The organism is Streptomyces sp. CRCS-T-1 (assembly GCF_024442335.1).
In the GTDB taxonomy this organism is placed as follows: Bacteria; Actinomycetota; Actinomycetes; order Streptomycetales; family Streptomycetaceae; genus Streptomyces; species Streptomyces koelreuteriae.
Window position 1 is genome coordinate 2,326,209 of sequence record NZ_CP101651.1, and the last position, 21,882, is coordinate 2,348,090.

Sequence of the window (21,882 nt, forward strand, 5' to 3'; positions counted from 1 at the left end):
ACCCGAAGGATTGCGGACGGTACCCGAGGTCGCTTCAGTCTGTTGATGCACCCGTCGTGAGGATCACGTTGCGGAGCGGCTCCCGGTTCACATAACGGTTCAACTGGTCCACCAGGAGCCGCTCGGCGCGCGGAAGGAACGCGGAGGTGGGTCCGCCGACATGAGGGCTGATGAGTACCCCCGGCGCACGCCACAGCCGGTGTTCGCGCGGCAGGGGCTCGGGGTCGGTGACGTCTAGGGCGGCGGTGATGCGGCCGGTCTCCACCTCGGCGAGCAGGGCCTTGGTGTCGACGACGGGGCCGCGGGCCACGTTGACCAGGAGCGCGCCGTCCTTCATCCGGGACAGGAAGTCGGCCCCGGCCAGGCCGCGGGTGGCCTCGGTGAGCGGTGTGGACAGGATGACGACGTCCGCTTCGGGGAGCAGGGAGGCGAGTTCGGTGAGCGGGTGCACCGGACCGCGCGCCGTGGTGCGCTCGGAGCGCGCGACGCGCGCCACCCGCGCCACCTCGAACGGAACGAGCCGGTCCTCGATGGCCGCGCCGATCGATCCGTATCCCACGATGAGGATGTTCTTGTCGGCGAGCGCGGGCCGGAATCCGCCGAGCCACTCCCCCCGGTCCTGCGCGCGGACGAAGTCGGGGATCCCGCGGAGCGAGGCCAGGATCAGCGCGAGGGTGAGCTCTCCGGTGCTGGCCTCGTGCACCCCGCGCGCGTTGCACAGCCGCACGCCCGGAGGCAGGTGCGGCAGCCCGGGCTGCACGTGGTCGATCCCGGCCGAGAGGGTCTGCACGACCTCTACATGACTCATCTGCGGCATGGGACGCACGCACAGCGGGCTCGGCTTCATGTAGGGGACGACGTAGAAGGCGCAGTCCGCCGGGTCGGCGGGGAAGTCGTCCTCGCCGTTCCAGTAGCGGTAGCCGGGACCCTCGGGGAGTCCCTCGATCTCTTCCGGCGGGATGGGCAGCCACACGTCAGCAGTCATGCTCTGGAGGCTATGTCAGGAGCGTGCGACGGCAGAGGTTAGGTTGGGGTGGCCGGAACAGGGAGGGTCACGACCAGGTGGAGCGCAGGACGATCGGCGCGGCGGCGCTCGCGGTGGGGGCCGTCGGACTCGGGTGCATGCCGATGAGCTGGGCCTACAGCACCTCTCGGCAGCGTGGTGACGAGTCGCTCAGGGCGGTGCACCGGGCCCTGGACCTGGGCGTGTCCCTGCTGGACACGGCCGACATGTACGGCCCCTTCACCAACGAACTGCTGGTGGGGCGGGCGTTGAAGGAGCGCCGGTCCGACGCGTTCGTGTCGACCAAGGTCGGTCTGCTGGTGGGCGACCAGCACATCGTCGCCAACGGCCGCCCGGGGTATGTGAAACGTGCCTGCGACGCCTCGCTGCGGCGTCTGCAGACGGACGTCATAGACCTCTACCAGCTGCACCGGGCCGACCCGGAGGTGCCCGTCGAGGAGACGTGGGGCGCGATGGCCGAGCTCGTCCAGGCCGGGAAGGTGCGGGCGCTCGGTCTGTGCGCGGTGGGCGCGCGGGCGGGCCGCCGGGGCGGGGCCCGCCCGCACGACGCGACGATACGGCAGCTGGAGCGGGTGCAGCAGGTCTTCCCGGTGAGCGCGGTGGAGGCGGAGCTGTCGGTGTGGTCGCCCGAGGCGCTGGAGACCCTGCTGCCGTGGTGTCAGACGCGGGGCGTCGGCTTCCTCGCCGCGATGCCGCTCGGCAACGGCTATCTGACCGGCAGGCTGCGGACCGGCGCGGGCTTCGAGGCGGACGATCTGCGCGCCCGGCACCCCCGGTTCACGGGCGAGATGATGGCCGCGAACCAGCCGATCGTCGCGGGCCTGCGCCGCGTGGCCCGCCGCCACGGCGAGCACGTCACCACCGCCCAGGTCGCCCTCGCCTGGGTCCTCGCCCAGGGCCCGCACGTGGTCCCGGTCCCGGGCACGAAGCAGGAGCGCTGGGTCACGGAGAACGCGGCCGCGACGGCCCTGCGTCTGACGCCGGACAATCTGCGGGAAGTGGCAGTGCTGCCCCGGGCCCAGGGGTCGTGGGACTGAGCCGGGTCCGGACCCTGACGCCGGCCGGGTGCGTACGGCACAAACCCGCCCAGGGCCCCCCGTTCGCGGTTCGGGGTTCGGCGATCGGGAACTTGTGAGGCCCGAGCGGTGTATGACAGGGAGAACCCGCCGCGTCGAAGGGACCATGATCGTGCAACGTCGAGCCGTCCCGGCCGTGTTGGCCGCCGCCGCGCTCCTGCTGACGGCCGGCTGCTCCTCCGACGGCGGAGGAACCTCCGGCTCCGACGAGGGCGCCTCCCCCGGTCGTACGGCACCGCAGTCCTCCGCGCCGCCGGGGAAGGCCGCCGAGGAGACACCTCCCGCGAAGGGCTCGGTGAAGGTGGTGCGCACCGTCGCCGAGGGCCTCGACTCCCCCTGGGGTCTCGCTCCGCTGCCGGGCGGCGGTCTGCTCGTCTCCTCCCGGGACGACGGGACGATCGTCCGGGTCGACGAGAAGACCGGGAAGAAGACCGAGCTGGGCGAGGTGCCGGGCGTATCGGCCGCCGGCGAGGGCGGCCTGCTGGGCATCGCCCTGTCGCCCGACTACGCCTCGGACCACATGGTCTACGCGTACTTCACCTCCGCCGGCGACAACCGCATCGTCCGCATGCTCTACGACGAGAAGAAGCCCGCCGGTGAGCAGCTCGGCGCTCCCGACACGGTCTTCAGGGGCATCCCCAAGGGCTTCATCCACAACGGCGGGCGGATCGAGTTCGGCCCGGACAAGATGCTCTACGTCGGCACCGGCGAGAGCGGCGACACCGGTCTGTCCCAGGACAAGGACTCCGTGGGCGGCAAGATCCTGCGCCTGACCCCGGAGGGCGAGCCCGCGCCGGGCAACCCGTTCCCCGGCTCGCCGGTGTACTCGTTGGGCCACCGCAATGTGCAGGGCCTCGCCTGGGACACCAAGCAGCGGCTCTTCGCCTCGGAGTTCGGCCAGGACACCTGGGACGAGCTCAACGCGATCAAGCCGGGCGACAACTACGGCTGGCCGGAGGCCGAGGGCAGGTCGGGCGACGGGGACTTCCACAACCCGATCGACCAGTGGACGACGGCCGAGGCGTCCCCCAGCGGCATCGCCTACGCCGAGGGTTCGGTCTGGATGGCGGGCCTGCGCGGCAAGCGGCTGTGGCGCATCCCGCTGAACGGCACGGAGGCCTCGGCCGAACCGCAGGCCTTCCTGGACGGCGAGTACGGCCGGCTGCGCACGGTCGTCCCGGCGGGCGGCGACCGGCTGTGGCTCGTGACCAGCAACACGGACGGCCGGGGCAGCCCCGAGGACGGGGACGACCGGATCCTCGAGCTGCGGGTGTCGTAGCCGCCTAGAGCGTGTCTCTTTGATCGGTTGGTCAGTTGATCGGATGTGTCCGTCCGGTTAGTGATCACTGATGCGATGTGGGGCCGGATCGAGCCGCTGATGCCGGCCGATCCGGTCCGCGGTCGGCGATGGGCCGATCACCGCCGAACGTTGGAGGCCATCGCGTGGAAGTACCGCACCTGCTCGCCCTGGCGGGACTTGCCGGACGAGCTCGGCTCGTTCCAGACCGCTCACAAACGCCTGATCAGGTGGGCCGTGGACGGCACCTGGGAACTCATCCTTGCCGCGGTCCTGGCAGCGGCCGACGACGCTGACGACATCGGCTGGACTGTCTCGGTGGACTCCACTGTCTGCCGGGCTCACCAGCACGCCGCCGGAGCCAGGAAAAGGGGGCGCCAGGCCGGGCCGAACCCGATGACCATGCCCTCGGACGCTCCCGCGGCGGCCTGAGCACGAAAGTCCACCTCGCCAGCGACAGCCGTGCACGGCCCCTGGTCCTCCGCGTCACCGCAGGCCAGGCGGGCGACGCTCCGGCCTTCGAGACGGTCATGGCAGGCATCCGTGTTCCGCGAAGCGGACCCGGACGACCGAGAAACCGTCCCGATACCGTCCTGGCGGACCGCGCGTATTCATCCCGCGCGATCCGCAATCATCTCCGGCGACGCGGGATCCGTGCGGTCATCCCCCAGCCGTCCGACCAGGTCGGCCACCGGCTGCGCCGGGGCCGCGACGGAGGCCGCCCGCCGGCATTCGACGCCGAGGCGTACAAGCAGCGCAACGCCGTCGAGCGGTGCATCAACCGGCTGAAGCAGTGGCGCGGCCTGGCCATGCGAACGGACAAGCTCGCCATCGCCTACCAGGCCGGACTCCACCTCGCGGCCATCCTCATCTGGACAGCCGCTTGACGGCCGAAGCGCCTTGCCCGCGAAGATGACCACATGGACGATCTTGTGAAGTTCCTCGTCGCGCGCATCATGGACGACAACCACGCCTATGCCTACGTGGCCGACACCCTGGGCGGCGAGGCTCTTCTCGACAGCCATCTCCCCATGCTCGACCTGACCGAGCAACTGGCGCACGACTACAAGGCCATAGATCCCTCGGACTCCCGCATGGCCGGCCTGGCATACGTACTTCGGGTCCTAGCCCAGTCATACGCCGAGCACCCCGCCTACCGGCAGGAATGGCGCCCATAGCGTTTCAAGGAGACAAGCTCTAGCCCTCGTGGTCCTCCGGCTCCTGCTGCGGGCGTACGACGACCTTCCCGGACGCCAGGTCTATCGGCCCGCGTCCGGGATCACCGTCGCCGGTGTCCTCCCGGGTCAGTTCCAGGCGGTTCTGCTCGTCGCGGGTGTGCTTGCGGCCGGGCGAGAACAGCTCCTCGAACACGTTGAACACGGTGCCTCCCTCGGCCGCGGCGACAGCGGCCTCCCTTACAGCGTATGCCTCAGCCCGCCGGGCGGGGTATGACCGATTCGGCCGGAAACAGCCCCAGCCGGTGCGCCACCGCCGCCGCCTCGCCGCGCCCGGAGACGCCGAGCTTCGCCAGGATGTTGGAGACGTGGACGCTCGCGGTCTTCGGGGAGATGAACAGCTCCTCGGCGATCCGGCGGTTGGTATGGCCGACGGCGACCAGGCGCAGTACATCCCGTTCCCGGCTGGTGAGGCCGAGGGCCTCGGCGGGGTCGGCCGGGGCGGGGGCGGGTTGCGAGGCGGGTGCGACCGGGAGGCGGGCGCGCTGGGCGAGCGCGGCGGCGGACTCGGCGAGGGGCCGGGCGGCGAGGTGGCGGGCGACGGTCTGGGTGAGGCGCAGCAGCTCCGTGGCGCGGTCGCGTTCGTCCTCGCCGCCGCCCGTCAGCAGGGACTCGGCCAGGCGGTACCGGACGCGGGCGAGGTCGTAGGGCCGCTCCAGGGGTTCGAAGGCGGTGACCACCCGCGACCAGGTGTCCGGGGTGCTCAGGCCCTCGGCGCGCTGGAGTTCGGCGCGGACCCAACTCTCGTGGGCGAGCCAGACGGGGGCGTTGGTGGTGAGGCGCTTGGTGGCCTTGAGGATGCCGTCCAGGGCCTCGGCGCGGCCGTCCCGCGCGGCGGGCAGGGCGCGGGCGTCGGCCTCCGCGGTGGCCGCTTCGAGCAGCAGCGGCCAGGCGTAGCGCTGGGTGCCGGGCGGGAAGCCGGATTCCAGGGTGCGGGCCAGTTCGGCGCGGGCGTCGGGGAGGCGGCCCTCGGCGACGGCGACGGCGATGGTGAGGCAGGAGACCGGGAGCTCGTGCTGCGGCATGGGGTCGAGCGGACCGTAGGCGGCGCGGCCCTCGGCGAGATGGCGGGCGGCCTCGGGGACCCGGCCGCGGGCGAGTGCGAGGAACGCCAGGCTGTTGGCGCCGGAGCCGTGCGGCCCGGCCGTCTGACCGCGCCGCTGGGCGTTGCCCGCCGCTTCGGCGGCCTCGTCCCAGCGGCCCAGCGAGATGAGCGACTCCGCGAGGTTGCTCCAGATCCAGGCCTCGGCGACCCGCAGGCCCATCGCCCCGGTGAGCCGCAGGCCCTCGCGCAGGATGTCGACGGACGCCTCGGAGCGGCCGAGGCCTTCGAGGGCGTGGGGCAGGTTCACATGGCTGCGGCCCACGACCGCCGCGAGGCTCCGGGCGACCACCTCGTCCCTGACCTCGTACATGTGCGTGAGCCCGGCCTCGATCTGCCCGGCGTCGACCATGAGGCCGCCGAGGGTGAGCCGGGCGTTGGACTCGATGTCGTCGGCGCTCACCATGCGCGCGTACTCGACGGCGCGCTCGGCGGCCGTCAGGGCCTCCGGGCCGGGCTCGTGGAGCATCGACCAGTGGGCGGCCAGGGCGAGCACCTCGGCGTGCACCTCGGACGGCGGCAGGCCCCGGACCAGGTCCTGCGCGGTGGCGATCTCCTTCCAGCCGTCGCCGCGGGCGAGGCTCTGCACCAGCCGGGAGCGCTGGATCCAGAACCAGGCGGCGCGCAGGGGGTCGTCCTCGTCGTCCAGCAGGCGCAGCGCCCGCTTGGTGATCTTCAGGGCGCGTTCGCGCTCCCCGCAGAGCCGTCCGGCCACGGCCGCCTCGGCCAGCAGGTCGAGATGGCGCAGCGCGGTGGTGGCCGGGTCGCAGCCGCAGGGAGGGTAGACCTCGGCGTAGTCGACGGGGCGCAGGGTGCTCCGTACGGCGTCGGGGGTGGCGTCCCACAGTTCCATGGCCCGTTCCAGCAGCCGCAGTTGCTCGGCGTAGGCGTGGCGGTGGCGGGCCTCGACGGAGGCGTCGAGGACGGCGGGCAAGGCCTTGGCGGGGTCGTGGGCGTGGTACCAGTAGCTGGCCAGGCGGGCCGCGCGCTGGTCGGCGGGGACGAGCGTCGGGTCGGCCTCCAGGGCTTCGGCGTAGCGGCGGTTCAGGCGGGAGCGTTCGCCGGGGAGCAGGTCGTCGCTGACGGCCTCGCGGACCAGGGAGTGACGGAAGCGGTAGCCGTCGCCGCCGCGGGCGGGGGCGAGGATGCTGGCGTTCACGGCGGCCCGCAGCGCCTCGATGAGATCGTCCTCGGCGAGCCGGGCGACGGCGGCCAGCAGCCGGTACTCGACGGTGGAGCCGCCCTCGGCGACGATCCGGGCGATCTGCTGGGCCTCCTCGGGCAGCCCTTCCACGCGGACGAGCAGCAGGTCGCGCAGGGAGTCGGTCAGCCCCCTGCGGCAGCCCTCGAGTCCGGCGACGGCGAGTTCCTCGACGAAGAAGGCGTTGCCGTCGGAGCGTTCGAAGATCGCGTCGATCCGGTCCGCGTCGGGTTCCTGGGCGAGGATGCCGGCGACCTGGCGGCACACCTCCTCGCGGGTGAAGCGGGCGAGTTCGAGGCGGCGGACGGTGCGGAGCCGGTCGAGTTCGGCGAGCAGGGGCCTGAGCGGATGGCGGCGGTGGATGTCGTCGGAGCGGTAGGTGGCGAGGACGACGAGGCGGCCGGTGCGCAGGGTGCGGAAGAGATAGGCGAGCAGATGGCGGGTGGAGGCGTCGGCCCAGTGCAGGTCCTCCAGGGCGAGGACGACCGTGTGATCGGCGGCGACGCGCTCCAGCAGGCGGGCGGTGAGTTCGAAGAGGCGGGCCATGCCGTCCTCGTCGCGCCGCCCGGTGCCGGACTCGCCCAGCTCGGGCAGCAGCCGGGCCAGCTCCTCCTCCTGTCCGGCGGCCGCGGCGGCCAGCTCGCCGGGGAGTTCGCGGCGCAGGGCGCGCAGCGCGGTGGAGAACGGCGCGAAGGGCAGTCCGTCGGCGCCGATCTCCACACAGCCGCCGAGTGCGACCACCGCCCCCCGGCGGCGGGCGGCGGTGGCGAACTCCTCGATGAGGCGGGTCTTGCCGACCCCGGCCTCTCCGCCGATGAGCAGGGCCTGCGGCTCGCCCTCGCGGGAGCGGGCGAGGGCGTCGTGCAGCGCGCCCGACTCCTCGGCACGGCCGACGAACACGGGGCTGACGGACCTGGTCTCCACGGGCCCGAGCATCGCATGCGTGTCCGACACAGCGGCACCGGTTTTCCGATCAGCGGTCTTCCGATCACCGGTCTTCCGATCGGAGGACAGGACACCGACGGCCGCCGCTCCGGCCGGTGCCGCCCCGGCGTTCACGCGGCCCGGGTGGACCGGGTCCGGCGCAAGCCCCGGGTATGGCTCTCGTGCTCGGCGGAGTTCTCGGCCGCTTCCCGGCGGGCCCGGGCGGCCTCGCGGACCAGGCGCTGGTGTTCGGCCCGGCTGATGAGGTCGGCGGTGCGCAACTGCTGGAGTTCGTACTCGAACATGGTGTGTCCTTCGAGGTGAGAGGGTCGGTCACGGAGGGTTTCTCCGTGCTGACCTCACTCTCGTCTCCCAGGCGGGCCCGCCACATCGGGAGAGTTCCGCATCTTCGGCGGCGGCCGGGGCCTTAGGACACGGCTGAGGGGTCCCAGGGGCTCCGTAAGGTGCTTACGGAACTCCTAAGACCCCTCAGGACCTGCGGTGACTCAGCCTGCGGAGGGCAGTCCGAGCAGGATGCCGGTGTACTTGAGGACGGCCAGGAACAGGCCGATGACACCGAGCGCGACGCCCGCCCAGGCGACGGACTTGATCCAGGGGGCCTGGATCCTGCCGGGCGTGCCGAACGCGGGCCGGGCCAGCGTCACGACGCCGACGACCAGCGCGACGACCGCGAACAGGCCGGCCCACAGGGCGGTGGCCTGCCAGGCGTCGCCGTAGACCGCCTGGATCTGCTGGGCCACGCCCGCTCCCTGCGCGGTCTCCAGCTGGCCGACCAGGTTCTGGCGCGCCGCGGCGATCGTGCCGACCCAGCTGCCGGTGAGCGAGACGACGCCCAGCGCGGCGGAGACCACGGCGGCGGCACCCTGGCCGGTGCCGGAGGGGGTCTCCTCCTTGGTCGCGACGACCTCGGTCTCGGCAACCTCTGTCTCGACGACCTCCGCCTCGGCCGGGGCCTCGGTCGTGGTCGCCTCGTCGGACTCGGTGGTGTCCACCGCCTTCTCGGTCGTGGCCTCGGTGGCCTTGGTCTCGTCCACTGCGTTCGTTGCCATGTCTCGCACCGTAAAGTCGCTGTCTGAGAAGTCTCTTAATGATCGTTGTGAGCGGCACGCGCGCGGGCCGCCCGCCACTCGGGCGCCAGCACCGACCAGACTTCGAGATCGTGCCGTACGCCACGATAGGGGTGCGCCTCGCGTCGCACACCGTCGCGGGTCATGCCGAGGCGCCGGGCCACGTTCAGACTGGGCTGATTTCCCGCTGCGGCGACCCACTCGATCCGGTGAATGCCGCGCTCCTCGACCGCCCAGTCGATGAGGACGCGCATGGCCCGGGTGACCAGGCCGCGCCCCGTCCCGGCGGGCTCCAGCCAGCAGCCGACCTCGCAGTTGCCGCTCGCCGCGTCGAAGTTCAGGAACAGCACGCCGCCCACGAGTTTGCCGTTCAGCCACAGGCCGTGCAGCGAGCGGGTGTCGGCCGCGCGCATGTCGGCGTACCGCTGGAGCATGGCCCGCGCGGACTCCACGTCCGTCTCCTGCGAACCGAAGCTGATGAACTGCCCGATGAAGTCCCTGCCCCGCTCCAGGTGCGCGAAGAACTCCTCGGCGTGCCAGGGCTCGAGGGGCCTCAGCTCGGCGTCGTCACCCAGGGATATCGCGTACATCCCGCTGCCGCTCCTCCTCCGCCAGGACGTCCGCCACCTCGGCGTCCGTCGCGGCGGCCAGCCTCTCATGGGCGGCCCGGGCCTCGGGCGGTTCGATGCTGATCCGCGGCAGGCGCTTGTCGAGCCAGCGGGGCAGCCACCAGTTGGCGCCGCCGAGCATGTGCATGAGGGCGGGGACGAGGAGCGTGCGCAGGACGAAGGCGTCCAGGGCGACGGCGGCGGCCAGGGCGATGCCGAACATGGCGATCACGCGGTCGCCGCTGAGGACGAAGGCCAGGAAGACGGAGATCATGATGACCGCCGCCGAGTTGATGACCCGGCTGGTCTCGGCGAGGCCGACGCGCACGGCTCGCCGGTTGTCGCCGGTCTCCAGCCACTCCTCGTACATCCGGCTGACCAGGAACACCTGGTAGTCCATGGAGAGGCCGAAGAGCACCGAGACCATGATCACGGGCAGGAAGGGCTCGATGGGGCCCGCGCTGCCGAGGCCGAGCAGTTCGCTGCCCCAGCCCCACTGGAACATCGCGACCACCACCCCGAAGGCGGAGGCCACGGCGGCGACGTTCATCGCGGCGGCCTTCAGCGGTATGCCGATCGACCGGAAGGCCAGCAGGAGCAGCAGACAGCCGAGGCCGATGACGACGCCGACGAAGACGGGCAGCTTGGAGACGATGACGTCGGCGAAGTCGTCGTAGCCGGCCGTCATGCCGCCGACGTGCGTGTCGAGCGAGGTGCCCGCCTCGGCGCGCGGCAGCACCTCGCCGCGCAGCCGGTCGACGAGGTCGCTGGTCTGCTTCGACTGCGGCGAGGACTCCGGTACGACGGTGAGGTACGCGGTGTGGCCGCCGGAGTCGAAGGTCGCCGGGGTGACCGAGGCGACGCCGTCGGTGGCGCGGAGTGTGCCGTCGAGGTTGTCCAGGGCGAGCTTGTCGTCGGCTCCGTCGACCTTGGTGACGAGGGTGAGCGGGCCGTTCACGCCGGGCCCGAAGCCGTCGGCGAGGAGGTCGTAGGCCTGCCGGGTGGTGGCCGTCCTGGGGTCGTTGCCCTGGTCGGAGGTGCCCAGGTGCAGGGAGAACGTGGGCAGCGCGAGGACGGCCATGACGACCAGGGCGACCCCGCCGAGCACCTTGGGGTGGCGCTCCACGAAGGCCGACCAGCGGGCGGCGAAGCCGGTGGGCAGCTCCGGCTGGGGCCCGTGCTCCGCGAGGCGGCGGCGTTCGCGGCGGCTGAGCGCGCGGGGGCCGATGAAGGACAACAGGGCGGGCAGCAGGGTCACGGAGGCCGCGACGGTGAGGACCACGGTCAGGCTGGCCGCGATGGCGACGCCGTTGAGGAAGCTCAGCCGCAGGATCAGCATGCCGAGCAGGGCGATGCAAACGGTGGCACCCGCGAAGACGACCGCGCGTCCCGTGGTGGCGACGGCGTTGGTGGCCGCCTCGGTGACCGAAAGACCGCGTTTCAGCCCGCGCCGGTGCCGCGTCACGATGAACAGCGCGTAGTCGATGCCGACGCCGAGCCCGATCAGCATGCCGAGCATGGGGGCGAAGTCGGCGACGGTCATGGCGTGCCCGAGCAGCACGATCCCCGCGTAGGCGGTGCCGACGCCGACCAGCGCGGTGGCGATGGGCAGCAGGGAGGCGGCGAGCGAGCCGAAGGCGAGGAACAGCACGACCGCGGCGACGACCACGCCGACGATCTCGGCGATGTGCCCGCCGGAGGACTGGGTGAGGGCGACGGCGCTGCCGCCCAGCTCCACCTGGAGCCCGTCGGTCTCCGCGCTCTTCGCGGTGTCGACGACGGCCCTGGCCTCGCCCTGGTCGATGTCCTCGGCCCGGTCGTCGAAGGTGACCGTGGCGTACGCCGTGCGGGCGTCCGCGCTGATCCGGCCCGTGCCCGGCCCGTCGTAGGGGCTGGTCACGGAGGCCACGCCGGGCAGGTGCTCGATCTTGTCCAGGGTGCGGGTCATCGTCTGCTCGACGTCGGCGGCGCGGACGGTGCCGGACGTGGTGTGCCAGACGACGGTGTCGCTGTCGCCGCCGAGCTTCGGGAAGCCCTCGTGCAGCAGCTCGGTGGCGCGGCCCGACTCGGTGCCGGGGACCTGGTAGTCGTTCGAGTACGCGGAGCCGGCGACGGCGGCGCCCGCGGCCACCCCCGCGCAGGCGAGCAGCCAGAGCAGAACGGTGACCAGACGGCGTTGGACACACCAGCGTGCTAGGGCTGCCACGAGACGTGCTCCCAGGGTGACTTTTTGTGGATCTTTGACCGGGAGCAGTCGTCCGCGACCTGAACATCCAGCAAAGAACGCATGAGCAATGCGAAGCCACTCTTACAGGCGCGCGAGATCCTTTGTCGCTTTCGTGGGCTTATTCACAGTGGCCGTGATCAGTCGAACTGGTCCCCCAGCGCCATCACCATCGTCCCCGCGATCAGCAGCCACAGCGCCCGCCGGGTGCGTCCCCGGTAGCCCAGCGCGGCGGCGCCGGCGCACACGAGCGCACCGCAGGCGTACGCCGCCGGGACGAGCGCCGGGCGGGTGAGACGGAGCAGCGCCGCGGCCAGGCCCGCGAGGGTCAGCAGGGCACCGGTCCCGGCGGCGGTCCAGCGGGCCCGCCGCACGTCCTCGTCATACAGGTCGTCGTCGTCATCCGGATCGTCGTCGTCATCCAGGTCGTCGTCGTCATCGTCGGCGTCCGCATCGTCCGGACGGTCCGCGCCGTCGGGATGGTCCGCGCCATCCGGCTCGTCGTCCGGCTCCCGCTCCTCGTCCTGGTCGGCTTTCTGAACGGCGGCCGGCTCCGAGTCCGCTATCTCTGGGTCGGTGTCGGATTCAGCGCGTCCATGCATGGGCGAGACGGTAGCGCGTCATGAACGAAAAACCGGGTGCGGGGTCGTGCGCCCCCCTGTTAGCGTCCGCCGGTCCGAGGAACGCCCGCGGCAGCCCGCCGCCCGGCCGAAGCAGGTGCATTGTTTGACGGTCCGACCGAGCTCCTACGCATCCCCTTTCCTCTCCAAGGACTCAAGGAGCCCGTTCACCGATGTCGGACCACACTTCCCGGACCCCGAACGACCCCCTCGCTGACCGCACCGACCACCCCCGCTACCCGCGCAGCAACCGCTACGACGCCCGCTGGGCCATCGACAACCAGATGGGCCCGCACGCGCTCTGGCTGCTGGAGTGGCTGGCCCCGGCGCTGGGACTCGACACCCTGAGCCCCGGCTCGCGCGTGCTCGACCTGGGCTGCGGACGCGCCATGACGTCGATCTTCCTCGCCAAGGAGTACGACGTGTCGGTCACCGCCGCCGACCTGTGGATCAAGCCGGGCGAGAACGCCCCGCGCATCGCCGGGGCGGGCGTGGCCGACCGTGTCCTGCCCGTGCTCGCCGAGGCGCACGACCTGCCGTTCGGCGAGGGCAGCTTCGACGCGATCGTCTCCGTCGACGCCTACCAGTACTTCGGCACCGATGATCTGTACCTGCCCCGGCTGACGCGGCTGCTGAAGCCCGGCGGGCGGATCGGTGTTGTCGTACCGGCGCTGCGCGAGGAGATCGACGGCGTCGAGCCGCCGGAGCACCTCAAGCCGTTCTGGGAGCCCGATTTCTGGTGCTTCCACTCGGCCGCCTGGTGGCGTCGCCACTGGACCCGCAGCGGGGCCGTGGAGGTCGAGACGGCCGACTGGCTGGATGACGGCTGGCGCGACTGGCTGCGCTGGTGCGAGATCGTCGCCGACGAGCACACGGACGACTGGCACGTCCGGATGGCCGGCCAGTGCGCCGAGATGCTGCGACTCGACCAGGGCGGCACGCTGGGCTTCGTCCGGGTCGTCGGGCGCAAGCCGTAGAACACGCGCAGGGGGGATGCACCGGGTCCGGTGCATCCCCCCTGTCAGCTGCGTGCAGGCCGGGTCCGCGAAGGTCAGCCCTCGCTGACGCCCAGCTTCTGAAGGATCAGCTCCTTGACGCGAGCCGCGTCGGCCTGGCCCCGGGTCGCCTTCATGACCGCGCCGACCAGGGCGCCGGCCGCGGCCACCTTGCCGCCGCGGATCTTGTCCGCGACGCCCGGGTTGCCCGCGATGGCCTCCTCGACGGCCGCCGTCAGCGCGCCCTCGTCGGAGACGACCTTGAGACCGCGCTTGTCGACGACCTCGTCCGGGGTGCCCTCGCCCGCGAGGACGCCCTCGATGACCTGCCGGGCCAGCTTGTCGTTCAGATCGCCCTTCGTCACCAGCTCGGTGACCCGGGCGACCTGCTGCGGCGTGATCGCCAGCTCGTCGAGCGCCTTGCCCGACTCGTTGGCGCTGCGGGCCAGCTCGCCCATCCACCACTTGCGGGCGGAGGCGGCGTCGGCCCCGGCCTCGATGGTGGCGACGATCGGCTCCAGCGCACCGGCGTTGAGGATCGCCTGCATCTCGACGGCCGAGACGCCCCACTCCTCACGGAGCCGGCTGCGGCGGACCAGCGGCAGCTCGGGCAGGGCGCCCCGCAGCTCCTCGACCCACGCGCGCGACGGGGCCACGGGCACCAGGTCGGGCTCCGGGAAGTACCGGTAGTCCTCGGCCTCCTCCTTCACACGGCCCGAGGTCGTCGACCCCGTGTCCTCGTGGAAGTGCCGGGTCTCCTGGATGATCGTGCCGCCGCTGCCGAGGACAGCCGCGTGCCGCTGGATCTCGAAGCGGGCCGCGCGCTCCACGGACCGCAGGGAGTTGACGTTCTTCGTCTCCGAGCGGGTGCCGAACTTCTCGGTGCCGTTCGGGCGCAGCGACAGGTTCACGTCGCAGCGCATCTGGCCCATCTCCATCCGGGCCTCGGAGACGCCGAGCGCCTTGATGAGCTCGCGCAGCTCACGGACGTAGGCCCGCGCGACCTCGGGGGCACGCTCGCCCGCGCCCTCGATCGGCTTGGTGACGATCTCGATGAGCGGGATGCCGGCGCGGTTGTAGTCGAGCAGGGAGTGGGACGCGCCGTGGATACGGCCCGTGGCGCCGCCGACGTGCGTCGACTTGCCGGTGTCCTCCTCCATGTGGGCGCGCTCGATGTCCACGCGGAAGGTCTCGCCGTCCTCCAGCTGTACGTCGAGGTAGCCGTTGAAGGCGATCGGCTCGTCGTACTGGGAGGTCTGGAAGTTCTTCGGCATGTCCGGATAGAAGTAGTTCTTCCGGGCGAAGCGGCACCATTCGGCGATCTCGCAGTTCAGCGCGAGGCCGATCTTGATCGCGGACTCGACGCCGGTCGCGTTGACGACCGGGAGCGCGCCGGGCAGGCCGAGGCAGACGGGGCAGGTCTGCGTGTTCGCGTCCTGGCCGAGCGCGGTCGAACAGCCGCAGAACATCTTGGTCTTGGTGCCGAGTTCGACATGGACCTCGAGGCCCATGACGGGGTCGTACGACGCGAGTGCGTCCTCGTACGACACCAGGTCGGTCGTGGTGGTCACGGTGAAACTTCCCTCTCAGCCCAGCAGGACGTCGTCGTCGCCCAGCCGCTTCAGCTCGCGGTAGAGGATGGCGAGGCCGGTGACGATGGCGACGGCGGACACGGTGGCGTCGATCAGGACCAGCGTGTCCTGCTCGGCGCGGGCCTTCTTCAGCCGCTTGGCGACGCCGATCGCGCCGAACGCGGTCCCGGCCATGGACAGGTACGTGCCGGACTTGGACTTCTTGAAGCCCTTGGCCTTGGTCAGTGCACTCACAGCGACGGAGCCTCCTCGATCAGCGGATGGCCCCACTTTTCCACGAAGGCGGCCTCTACGGCGGCTCCCACCTTGTACAGGCGGTCGTCCTTCATGACGGGGGCGATGATCTGCAGGCCGACCGGGAGGTTGTCCTCCGGGGCGAGACCGCACGGCAGCGACATGGCCGCGTTGCCCGCCAGGTTGGTCGGGATGGTGCACAGGTCGGCGAGGTACATCGCCATCGGGTCGTCGGCGCGCTCGCCGATCGCGAAGGCGGTGGTCGGGGTCGTCGGCGAGACGATGACGTCGACCTGCTCGAACGCCTTGTCGAAGTCCTGCTTGATGAGCGTGCGGACCTTCTGGGCGCTGCCGTAGTAGGCGTCGTAGTAGCCGCTCGACAGGGCGTACGTGCCGAGCATGATGCGGCGCTTGACCTCGGGTCCGAAACCGGCCTCGCGGGTGAGGGAGGTGACCTCCTCCGCGGAGTGCGCGCCGTCGTCGCCGGTCCGGCGGCCGTAGCGCAGGCCGTCGAAGCGGGCGAGGTTGGAGGAGCACTCGGACGGCGCGATCAGGTAGTACGCCGACAGCGCGAGGTCGAAGGACGGGCAGTCCAGCTCGACGATCTCGGCGCCCAGCTCCTTCAGCAGCGCGACGGACTCGTCGAACCGCTGGATGACGCCGGCCTGGTAGCCCTCGCCGCGGAACTGCTTGACGACGCCGACGCGCATGCCCTCGACCGAGCCGTTGCGGGCGGCCTCGACGACCGCCGGGACGGGCTCGTCGATGGAGGTCGAGTCGAGCGGGTCGTGCCCGGCGATGACCTCGTGCAGCAGAGCGGCGTCCAGGACCGTGCGGGCGCAGGGGCCGCCCTGGTCGAGGGAGGAGGAGAAGGCGACCATGCCGTAGCGCGAGACCGCGCCGTACGTCGGCTTCACACCGACCGTGCCGGTGACGGCGGCGGGCTGGCGGATGGAGCCGCCGGTGTCGGTGCCGATGGCGAGCGGCGCCTGGAAGGAAGCGAGCGCGGCGGAGGAGCCGCCGCCGGAGCCGCCGGGGATCTTGGTGAGGTCCCAGGGGTTGCCGGTCGGGCCGTAGGCGCTGTTCTCGGTGGAGGACCCCATGGCGAACTCGTCCATGTTGGTCTTGCCGAGGATGACGACGTCGGCGGCCTTCAGGCGCTGGGTGAGCGTCGCGTCGTACGGCGGGATCCAGCCCTCGAGGATCTTCGAACCGACGGTGGTCGGGATGCCCTCGGTGGTGAAGATGTCCTTGAGCGCGAGGGGAACGCCGGCCAGCGGACCGAGCTTCTCCCCCTTGGCACGCTTCTCGTCGACGGCACGGGCCTGCGCCAGGGCGCCCTCACGGTCGACGTGCAGGAAGGCGTGCACCTTCTCGTCGACGGCCTCGATGCGGGCGAGGTGGGCCTCGGTGACCTGGACGGCCGTGAGCTCGCCGGAGGCGATCTTCGCGGCGGTCTCGGCGGCCGTGAGCTTGATGATGTCCGTCATGACTTCTTAGTCCTCCCCCAGGATCTGCGGCACCTTGAAACGCTGCTGCTCCTGGGCCGGGGCGCCGGAGAGCGCCTGCTCGGGGGTGAGCGACGGACGGACCTCGTCCACGCGCATGACGTTCGTCAGCGGGAGCGGGTGCGAGGTCGGCGGTACGTCTTGGTCGGCGACCTCGCTGACGCGGGCGACCGCGCCGATGATGTCGTCCAGCTGTCCCGCGAAGTGGTCGAGCTCTTCGGGCTTCAGCTCCAGACGCGCCAGCCGGGCGAGGTGGGCGACCTCCTCGCGCGTGATGCCAGGCATGCAGCGATCCTCTGGGGTGGTGAGTGAGTGTGGTTTGGCCCAATCCTATGGGGCGGGAGGCCGTGCCCGTGAAACGGTTTGCCGGGCCCTGTCGCGCGGAGGGCTAGCCGACGCGGCCCGAGTCGTCCGCCGTCGCCGCCGGCAGGGCGGCGCGGGGCCGCTGCCAGCCGCGCGAGCCCCGGGCGCGCAGCCAGGCCGTCGTCTCGTCGGGGGGCATCGCGGCGGCGACCAGCCAGCCCTGGACGGCGTCGCAGCCGAGGTCGCGCAGGCGCTCCCAGGTCTCGTCGTCCTCGACGCCCTCGGCGACGACGAGCAGGCCGAGGGAGTGCGCGAGGTCGACGGTGCAGCGCACGATCTCCGCGTCCTCGGTGTCGACGGCGAGCCGGGCCACGAACGAGCGGTCGATCTTCAGTTCGCTGACCGGGAGCCGGCGCAGGTGCACGAGCGAGGAGTAGCCCGTGCCGAAGTCGTCCAGGGACATCTTCACGCCGTGCCCGGTCAGGGCGTTGAGGGTGTCGGCGGCGCGCTGCGGGTCCTCCAGGAGGACGTGTTCCGTGATCTCCAGTTGGAGCGCTCCCGCGGGCACGCCGTGCCGGGCCAGCCGGGCGGCGACGGAGCCCGCGAAGCCGGGCGTGTGCACATCACGCGGGGAGACGTTGACCGCGACCGGTACGAACAGGTCCTGGGAACGCCAGCGCGCGACCTGGCCGAGCGCGGCCTCCAGGACGTACTCGGTGAGGTGGGGCATCAGGCCCGAGGACTCGGCGATCGCTATGAACTCGTCCGGCGGCACCTTGCCCCGCTCGGGGTGCACCCAGCGGACCAGGGCCTCCAGGCCCACGACCTGTCCGTCGAAGCGGACCTTCGGCTGGTAGTGCAGATGCACATCGCCCGCTTCGAGGGCGCGGCGCAGATCGCCCAGCAGGCCGAGCCGGTCGGGGGTGTTCGAGTCGCGCTTGGACTCGTAGACCTCCACGCCCGTACGGTCCCGCTTCGCCTGGTACATCGCCACGTCCGCCCGCCGCAGCAGCCCTTCGGCGTCCAGGGCGTGGTCGGGGAAGACGGCGACCCCGGCGCTGGCCTCCAGGACGAGGGTGAGGCCGTCGAGGTCGAGGGGGGAGCTGAGGGCGGCGACCAGGCTCCGGGCGACCCGGGTCGCGGACGTCGTGGAGTCGGCGACGGGCAGTAAGACGGCGAACTCGTCCCCGCCGAGCCGGGCGGCCTCGGCCCCGCGCGGCAGTGCCACCCGCAGCCGGTCGGCGATCTGCAGCAGCAGCCGGTCACCGGCGAGATGACCCAGCGTGTCGTTGACCGACCGGAAGCGGTCGAGGTCGATCAGCATCAGGGCGGCGCGGGCGTCGATCCGCTCGGCGTCGTCCAGCGCGGTCCAGATGCGCTCCAGCAGCCACTGCCGGTTGGGCAGCCCGGTCAGCGGGTCGCGCAGCTGCTCCTCGGCGCGGGCCCGGGCTATCCACAGGGTGGAGTCCAGGGCGATGAGGGGGATGGAGAACAGGGGCAGCAGGATCGGCTTGGCCACGGCCACCACGCAGACCAGCGGCGCGATCCCGAGCAGCGCGACCGCGACCAGGCCCTGCCGGACCAGGGCGGTGCGGGCGACGGTGGGCAGCCCGGGGCGCGGGGCGTGCAGATACCAGAGCAGGACGCGGGTGACCAGCAGGTAGGAGGCGGCGACCAGGGCCACCTGGGGCGCGGTGGCGAGCGTCCAGGCGTCGGGCCGCGCGGGCGACTCGACGGACGGCACGGTCCCGAACACGGCGAGCACCAGGGCGCCGGCGCCGATGCCGAGGAGGTCGACCGCCCCGTGCAGCACGCCCTGGCGCCAGCGGTTGCGGCGGGCCACGCCGACCAGCACGACGACCGTGAGGCTGACCATGCCGGCCGGAACCCAGCCGTAGAGCAGCAGCACGGCGAGGGTGAGGGCGGCGCCCGAGCCGGTGCCGCCCCACCAGCGGGAGCGGCCGAGCATGACGAGGTGGCCGACGATGACGCCGGTCAGCACGGCGAGCGCCCAGCCGGCCGTGCCGGACGGGAACAGCGCGTGGCCGCCGGTGAAGGCGCGGTAGAAGCCGGCGCCCAGGACGAACCCGGCCGCGGCGACGACCGCGGCGGGCAGCGCGGGCCAGGAGTGGTGCCGTCCGCCGTCCGCGTCCTCGCCGGTCAGTCCCGGGGTGTGCTCGGTGACCGGCTGTGGCCCGCCGCGGCCGTCCGCCGCGGCGCGCCCACCGGGGGTACGCCCGTCCGCGGTGTACTGTCCGACGGCGCGCCCCTCCGCACCCGGACGCACCGCCGGCAGTCCGACCCCACGGACCGCACGCCATACGGCCGCCATGCGGCGCAGGCGCAGCCGTGCGCCCGGCACGGCGCTCTCGGTCGGTTCCATTCCCGTCCCTCTCACAGCCGGCGGTGCCCACGCCCCGCGGACCGGTGCCCGACAACCCTCTGGCGGCCCGCGTTGGAAAACCCTTCCCCGCGCTCTGTGCGAGCACGAAGATGCCCCGACCGCAGCTGGGCACGGCAGGCGCACATCTCAACAGTAGGCCGCAGAAGGCTTCCACGGGCAGCGGTCGCGGACGGTTGCCCGAATGCGCCCCGGCCACCCGTATGCATCTGATATGCGCTGAACGGGTGGCCTTCAACCGCTACTCCTCGGCCGAAAGCGCGACTTCGGCCGCCGCGTCCGGTCCCTGCTCCAGCAGGACCGCGAAACCCTCCTCGTTCAGGACCGGCACCTTCATCTGCATCGCCTTGTCGTACTTCGATCCGGGGCTGTCACCCACCACGACGAACGACGTCTTCTTCGAAACCGATCCGGTCACCTTCGCACCGCGGCTCTGCAGCGCCTCCTTGGCGCCGTCCCGGGTGAAGTGTTCGAGGGTGCCGGTGACGACGACGGTGAGCCCTTCGAGCGGGCGCGGCCCCTCGCCCTCGCCGGTGCTCTCCTCCTCCATGCGGACTCCGGAGGCCTTCCACTTACGGATGATCTCGCGGTGCCAGTCCTCGGCGAACCACTCCTTGACGGCCGCGGCGACGATCGGGCCGACGCCGTCCGTGTTCTTCAGCTCCTCCTCGCTGGCCTGGTCGATGCGCTCGATCGAGCGGAACTCCCTGGCCAGCGCCTCGGCCGCGACCGGTCCGACGTGACGGATCGACAGGCCGGTGAGGATGCGGGCGAGCGGGCGCTGCTTGGCCGCCGCGATGTTCTCCAGCATGGCGAGCGCGTTCTTGCGGGGGTTGCCCTCCTGGTTGGCGAAGATCGTGGCGACCTTCTCCTCGCCGCTCTTCGGGTCGCGCTTGGGCAGGCCGCTGTCCGGGTCGAGGACGTAGGCCTTGATGGGCAGCAACCGGTCGATGGTGAGGTCGAACAGGTCGCCCTCGTCGAGCAGCGGCGGCTCCTTCGGCTCCAGCGGCGCGGTGAGGGCCGCCGCGGCCACATAGCCGAAGTGCTCGATGTCCAGCGACTTGCGGCCCGCGAGGTAGAACAGGCGCTCGCGCAACTGGGCCGGGCAGGTGCGGGCGTTCGGGCAGCGCAGGTCGACGTCGCCCTCCTTCATGGGCCTGAGCGCCGTACCGCATTCGGGGCACTCGCTCGGCATCACGAACTCGCGCTCGCTGCCGTCGCGCAGGTCGGCGACCGGCCCGAGGATCTCGGGGATGACGTCACCGGCCTTGCGCAGCACCACGGTGTCGCCGATGAGGACGCCCTTGGCCTTGACCACGTCCTGGTTGTGCAGGGTGGCGAACTCGACCTCGGATCCGGCGACCGTCACCGGCTCGACCTGCGCGTACGGTGTGACACGGCCCGTGCGGCCCACGCCCACGCGGATGTTGACGAGCTTGGTGTTGACCTCCTCCGGCGCGTACTTGTAGGCGATGGCCCAGCGCGGCGCGCGCGAGGTGGAGCCGAGCCGGCCCTGGAGGGGGATCTGGTCGAGCTTGACGACGACGCCGTCGATCTCCCACTCCACGGAGTGGCGGTTCTCGCCGAAGTACGCGATGAACTCCCGGATGCCGTCGAGGCCGTCGACGACGCGGTTGTGGCCGGAAACGGGCAGGCCCCAGGTCTTGAGGAGGGCGTAGGCCTCGGAGAGGCGGCTGAGACCGGTGAAGCCCTCCAGGGCGCCGATGCCGTGGACCACCATGTGCAGGGGGCGGGTGGCGGTGACGCGCGGGTCCTTCTGGCGCAGTGAACCGGCCGCCGCGTTGCGCGGGTTGGCGAAGGGCTTGTCGCCGGCCTCGACCAGCCGGGCGTTGAGCTCCTGGAACTTCTCCATCGGGAAGTAGACCTCGCCGCGGATCTCCACGAGGTCGGGGACCGAGTCGCCCTTGAGGCGCTCCGGGATCTCGGCGATCGTCCGGACGTTCGGTGTGATGTCCTCGCCGGTGCGGCCGTCGCCGCGGGTGGCCGCGCGGGTGAGACGGCCGTGCTCGTAGGTGAGGTTCACGGCGAGGCCGTCGACCTTCGTCTCGCACAGGAAGTGGTAGTCCTGCTCGCCCAGTTCGCGGGCGATGCGCTCCGTCCAGGCGGCCATCGCCTCGTCGTTGAACGTGTTGTCGAGGGAGAGCATGCGCTGGCGGTGCTCGACCGCCGTGAACTCCGTCTCGTACGACCCGGAGACCTTCTGGGTCGGCGAGTCCGGCGTGCGCAGTTCCGGATACCGCTCCTCCAGCGCCTCCAGGGAACGCAGCAGTTCGTCGAACTCCGCGTCGCTGACGACGGGAGCGTCCTTCACGTAGTACCGGAAGCGGTGCTCCTCGATCTGCTCAGCGAGGCGCGCGTGCTTCTCCCGTGCCTCGGCGGGCACCGTCGTCGTCTCCGCTTGCTTGTCCCCGGCCACCGTGTCGTCCTCC

At 71.8% G+C, this 21,882-nt stretch carries 19 protein-coding genes; 5 read left to right on the forward strand and 14 right to left on the reverse strand.

Features of this window, described 5'->3' with window-relative positions; all coding sequences use genetic code 11:
- Positions 1 to 34: 34 nt before the first annotated feature.
- Positions 35 to 985: a 2-hydroxyacid dehydrogenase gene (locus tag NNW99_RS10155; protein WP_215118371.1), complete on the reverse strand. Its 951-nt coding sequence runs from the start codon at positions 983 to 985 to the stop codon at positions 35 to 37.
- Between the two features lie 77 nt (positions 986 to 1,062).
- On the opposite strand from NNW99_RS10155, the gene NNW99_RS10160 reads away from it, so the two are divergent.
- From NNW99_RS10160 to NNW99_RS10175, 4 genes are all read left to right on the forward strand, one after another.
- Positions 1,063 to 2,061 carry an aldo/keto reductase gene (locus NNW99_RS10160; RefSeq protein ID WP_215118372.1) on the forward strand — a complete coding sequence of 333 codons (999 nt, stop codon included), beginning with the start codon at positions 1,063 to 1,065 and terminating at the stop codon, positions 2,059 to 2,061.
- A gap of 145 nt (positions 2,062 to 2,206) precedes the next feature.
- Complete coding sequence (locus NNW99_RS10165) at positions 2,207 to 3,379, forward strand: sorbosone dehydrogenase family protein (RefSeq protein ID WP_251057752.1); 1,173 nt, start codon at positions 2,207 to 2,209, stop codon at positions 3,377 to 3,379.
- A 75-nt stretch (positions 3,380 to 3,454) separates the two neighbouring features.
- A protein-coding gene (locus tag NNW99_RS10170; protein WP_370869196.1) for an IS5 family transposase occupies positions 3,455 to 4,284 on the forward strand; the annotation gives its coding sequence in 2 pieces (ribosomal slippage) (positions 3,455 to 3,776 and positions 3,776 to 4,284; 831 coding nt in all).
- 33 nt (positions 4,285 to 4,317) lie between these two features.
- Positions 4,318 to 4,575 (forward strand): DUF6221 family protein, encoded by a 258-nt coding sequence (locus NNW99_RS10175; protein WP_215124622.1) that lies wholly within the window; start codon positions 4,318 to 4,320, stop codon positions 4,573 to 4,575.
- 19 nt (positions 4,576 to 4,594) lie between these two features.
- Here the strand turns inward: NNW99_RS10175 and NNW99_RS10180 are convergent, their stop codons facing one another.
- The 7 genes from NNW99_RS10180 to NNW99_RS39100 form a co-directional block, all read right to left on the reverse strand.
- On the reverse strand, positions 4,595 to 4,777 hold the full coding sequence (locus NNW99_RS10180; protein ID WP_215118375.1) for a DUF6191 domain-containing protein: 183 nt from the start codon (positions 4,775 to 4,777) through the stop codon (positions 4,595 to 4,597).
- A 49-nt stretch (positions 4,778 to 4,826) separates the two neighbouring features.
- Positions 4,827 to 7,871, reverse strand: coding sequence for a helix-turn-helix transcriptional regulator (locus tag NNW99_RS10185; protein WP_215124222.1), 3,045 nt, complete (start codon positions 7,869 to 7,871; stop codon positions 4,827 to 4,829).
- 119 nt (positions 7,872 to 7,990) lie between these two features.
- Positions 7,991 to 8,164, reverse strand: coding sequence for a hypothetical protein (locus tag NNW99_RS10190; RefSeq protein WP_215118376.1), 174 nt, complete (start codon positions 8,162 to 8,164; stop codon positions 7,991 to 7,993).
- Positions 8,165 to 8,365: 201 nt separating this feature from the next.
- Positions 8,366 to 8,938 carry a hypothetical protein gene (locus NNW99_RS10195; protein ID WP_370869126.1) on the reverse strand — a complete coding sequence of 191 codons (573 nt, stop codon included), beginning with the start codon at positions 8,936 to 8,938 and terminating at the stop codon, positions 8,366 to 8,368.
- A 26-nt stretch (positions 8,939 to 8,964) separates the two neighbouring features.
- Positions 8,965 to 9,537, reverse strand: a complete 573-nt coding sequence (locus NNW99_RS10200) for a GNAT family N-acetyltransferase (protein ID WP_215118378.1) — start codon at positions 9,535 to 9,537, stop codon at positions 8,965 to 8,967.
- A complete protein-coding gene (locus tag NNW99_RS10205; protein WP_215118379.1) occupies positions 9,515 to 11,761 on the reverse strand; it encodes an MMPL family transporter in 2,247 nt (748 codons plus the stop codon). Before NNW99_RS10205 ends, NNW99_RS10200 begins: the two co-directional genes overlap by 23 nt.
- A 158-nt stretch (positions 11,762 to 11,919) precedes the next feature.
- Positions 11,920 to 12,204 (reverse strand): hypothetical protein, encoded by a 285-nt coding sequence (locus NNW99_RS39100; protein ID WP_370869197.1) that lies wholly within the window; start codon positions 12,202 to 12,204, stop codon positions 11,920 to 11,922.
- Between the two features lie 368 nt (positions 12,205 to 12,572).
- On the opposite strand from NNW99_RS39100, the gene NNW99_RS10215 reads away from it, so the two are divergent.
- Complete coding sequence (locus tag NNW99_RS10215) at positions 12,573 to 13,376, forward strand: cyclopropane-fatty-acyl-phospholipid synthase family protein (protein ID WP_215118381.1); 804 nt, start codon at positions 12,573 to 12,575, stop codon at positions 13,374 to 13,376.
- Between the two features lie 74 nt (positions 13,377 to 13,450).
- On the opposite strand, the gene gatB is transcribed toward NNW99_RS10215, so the two are convergent.
- From gatB to ligA, 6 genes are all read right to left on the reverse strand, one after another.
- The gene (gene gatB, locus NNW99_RS10220) at positions 13,451 to 14,965 is read right to left on the reverse strand and encodes an Asp-tRNA(Asn)/Glu-tRNA(Gln) amidotransferase subunit GatB (protein ID WP_215118382.1); all 1,515 of its coding nucleotides are present in this window, start codon (positions 14,963 to 14,965) and stop codon (positions 13,451 to 13,453) included.
- Between the two features lie 15 nt (positions 14,966 to 14,980).
- Positions 14,981 to 15,220: a hypothetical protein gene (locus NNW99_RS10225; RefSeq protein WP_215118383.1), complete on the reverse strand. Its 240-nt coding sequence runs from the start codon at positions 15,218 to 15,220 to the stop codon at positions 14,981 to 14,983.
- Positions 15,217 to 16,710, reverse strand: coding sequence for an Asp-tRNA(Asn)/Glu-tRNA(Gln) amidotransferase subunit GatA (gatA, locus tag NNW99_RS10230; protein ID WP_215118384.1), 1,494 nt, complete (start codon positions 16,708 to 16,710; stop codon positions 15,217 to 15,219). The genes NNW99_RS10225 and gatA overlap by 4 nt, the downstream gene beginning before the upstream one ends.
- A gap of 6 nt (positions 16,711 to 16,716) precedes the next feature.
- Positions 16,717 to 17,013 carry an Asp-tRNA(Asn)/Glu-tRNA(Gln) amidotransferase subunit GatC gene (gatC, locus tag NNW99_RS10235; protein WP_095936815.1) on the reverse strand — a complete coding sequence of 99 codons (297 nt, stop codon included), beginning with the start codon at positions 17,011 to 17,013 and terminating at the stop codon, positions 16,717 to 16,719.
- Positions 17,014 to 17,116: 103 nt separating this feature from the next.
- Positions 17,117 to 19,414 (reverse strand): bifunctional diguanylate cyclase/phosphodiesterase, encoded by a 2,298-nt coding sequence (locus tag NNW99_RS10240; RefSeq protein ID WP_215118385.1) that lies wholly within the window; start codon positions 19,412 to 19,414, stop codon positions 17,117 to 17,119.
- Positions 19,415 to 19,673: 259 nt separating this feature from the next.
- Positions 19,674 to 21,869 (reverse strand): NAD-dependent DNA ligase LigA, encoded by a 2,196-nt coding sequence (ligA, locus tag NNW99_RS10245; protein WP_215118386.1) that lies wholly within the window; start codon positions 21,867 to 21,869, stop codon positions 19,674 to 19,676.
- Positions 21,870 to 21,882 lie beyond the last annotated feature (13 nt).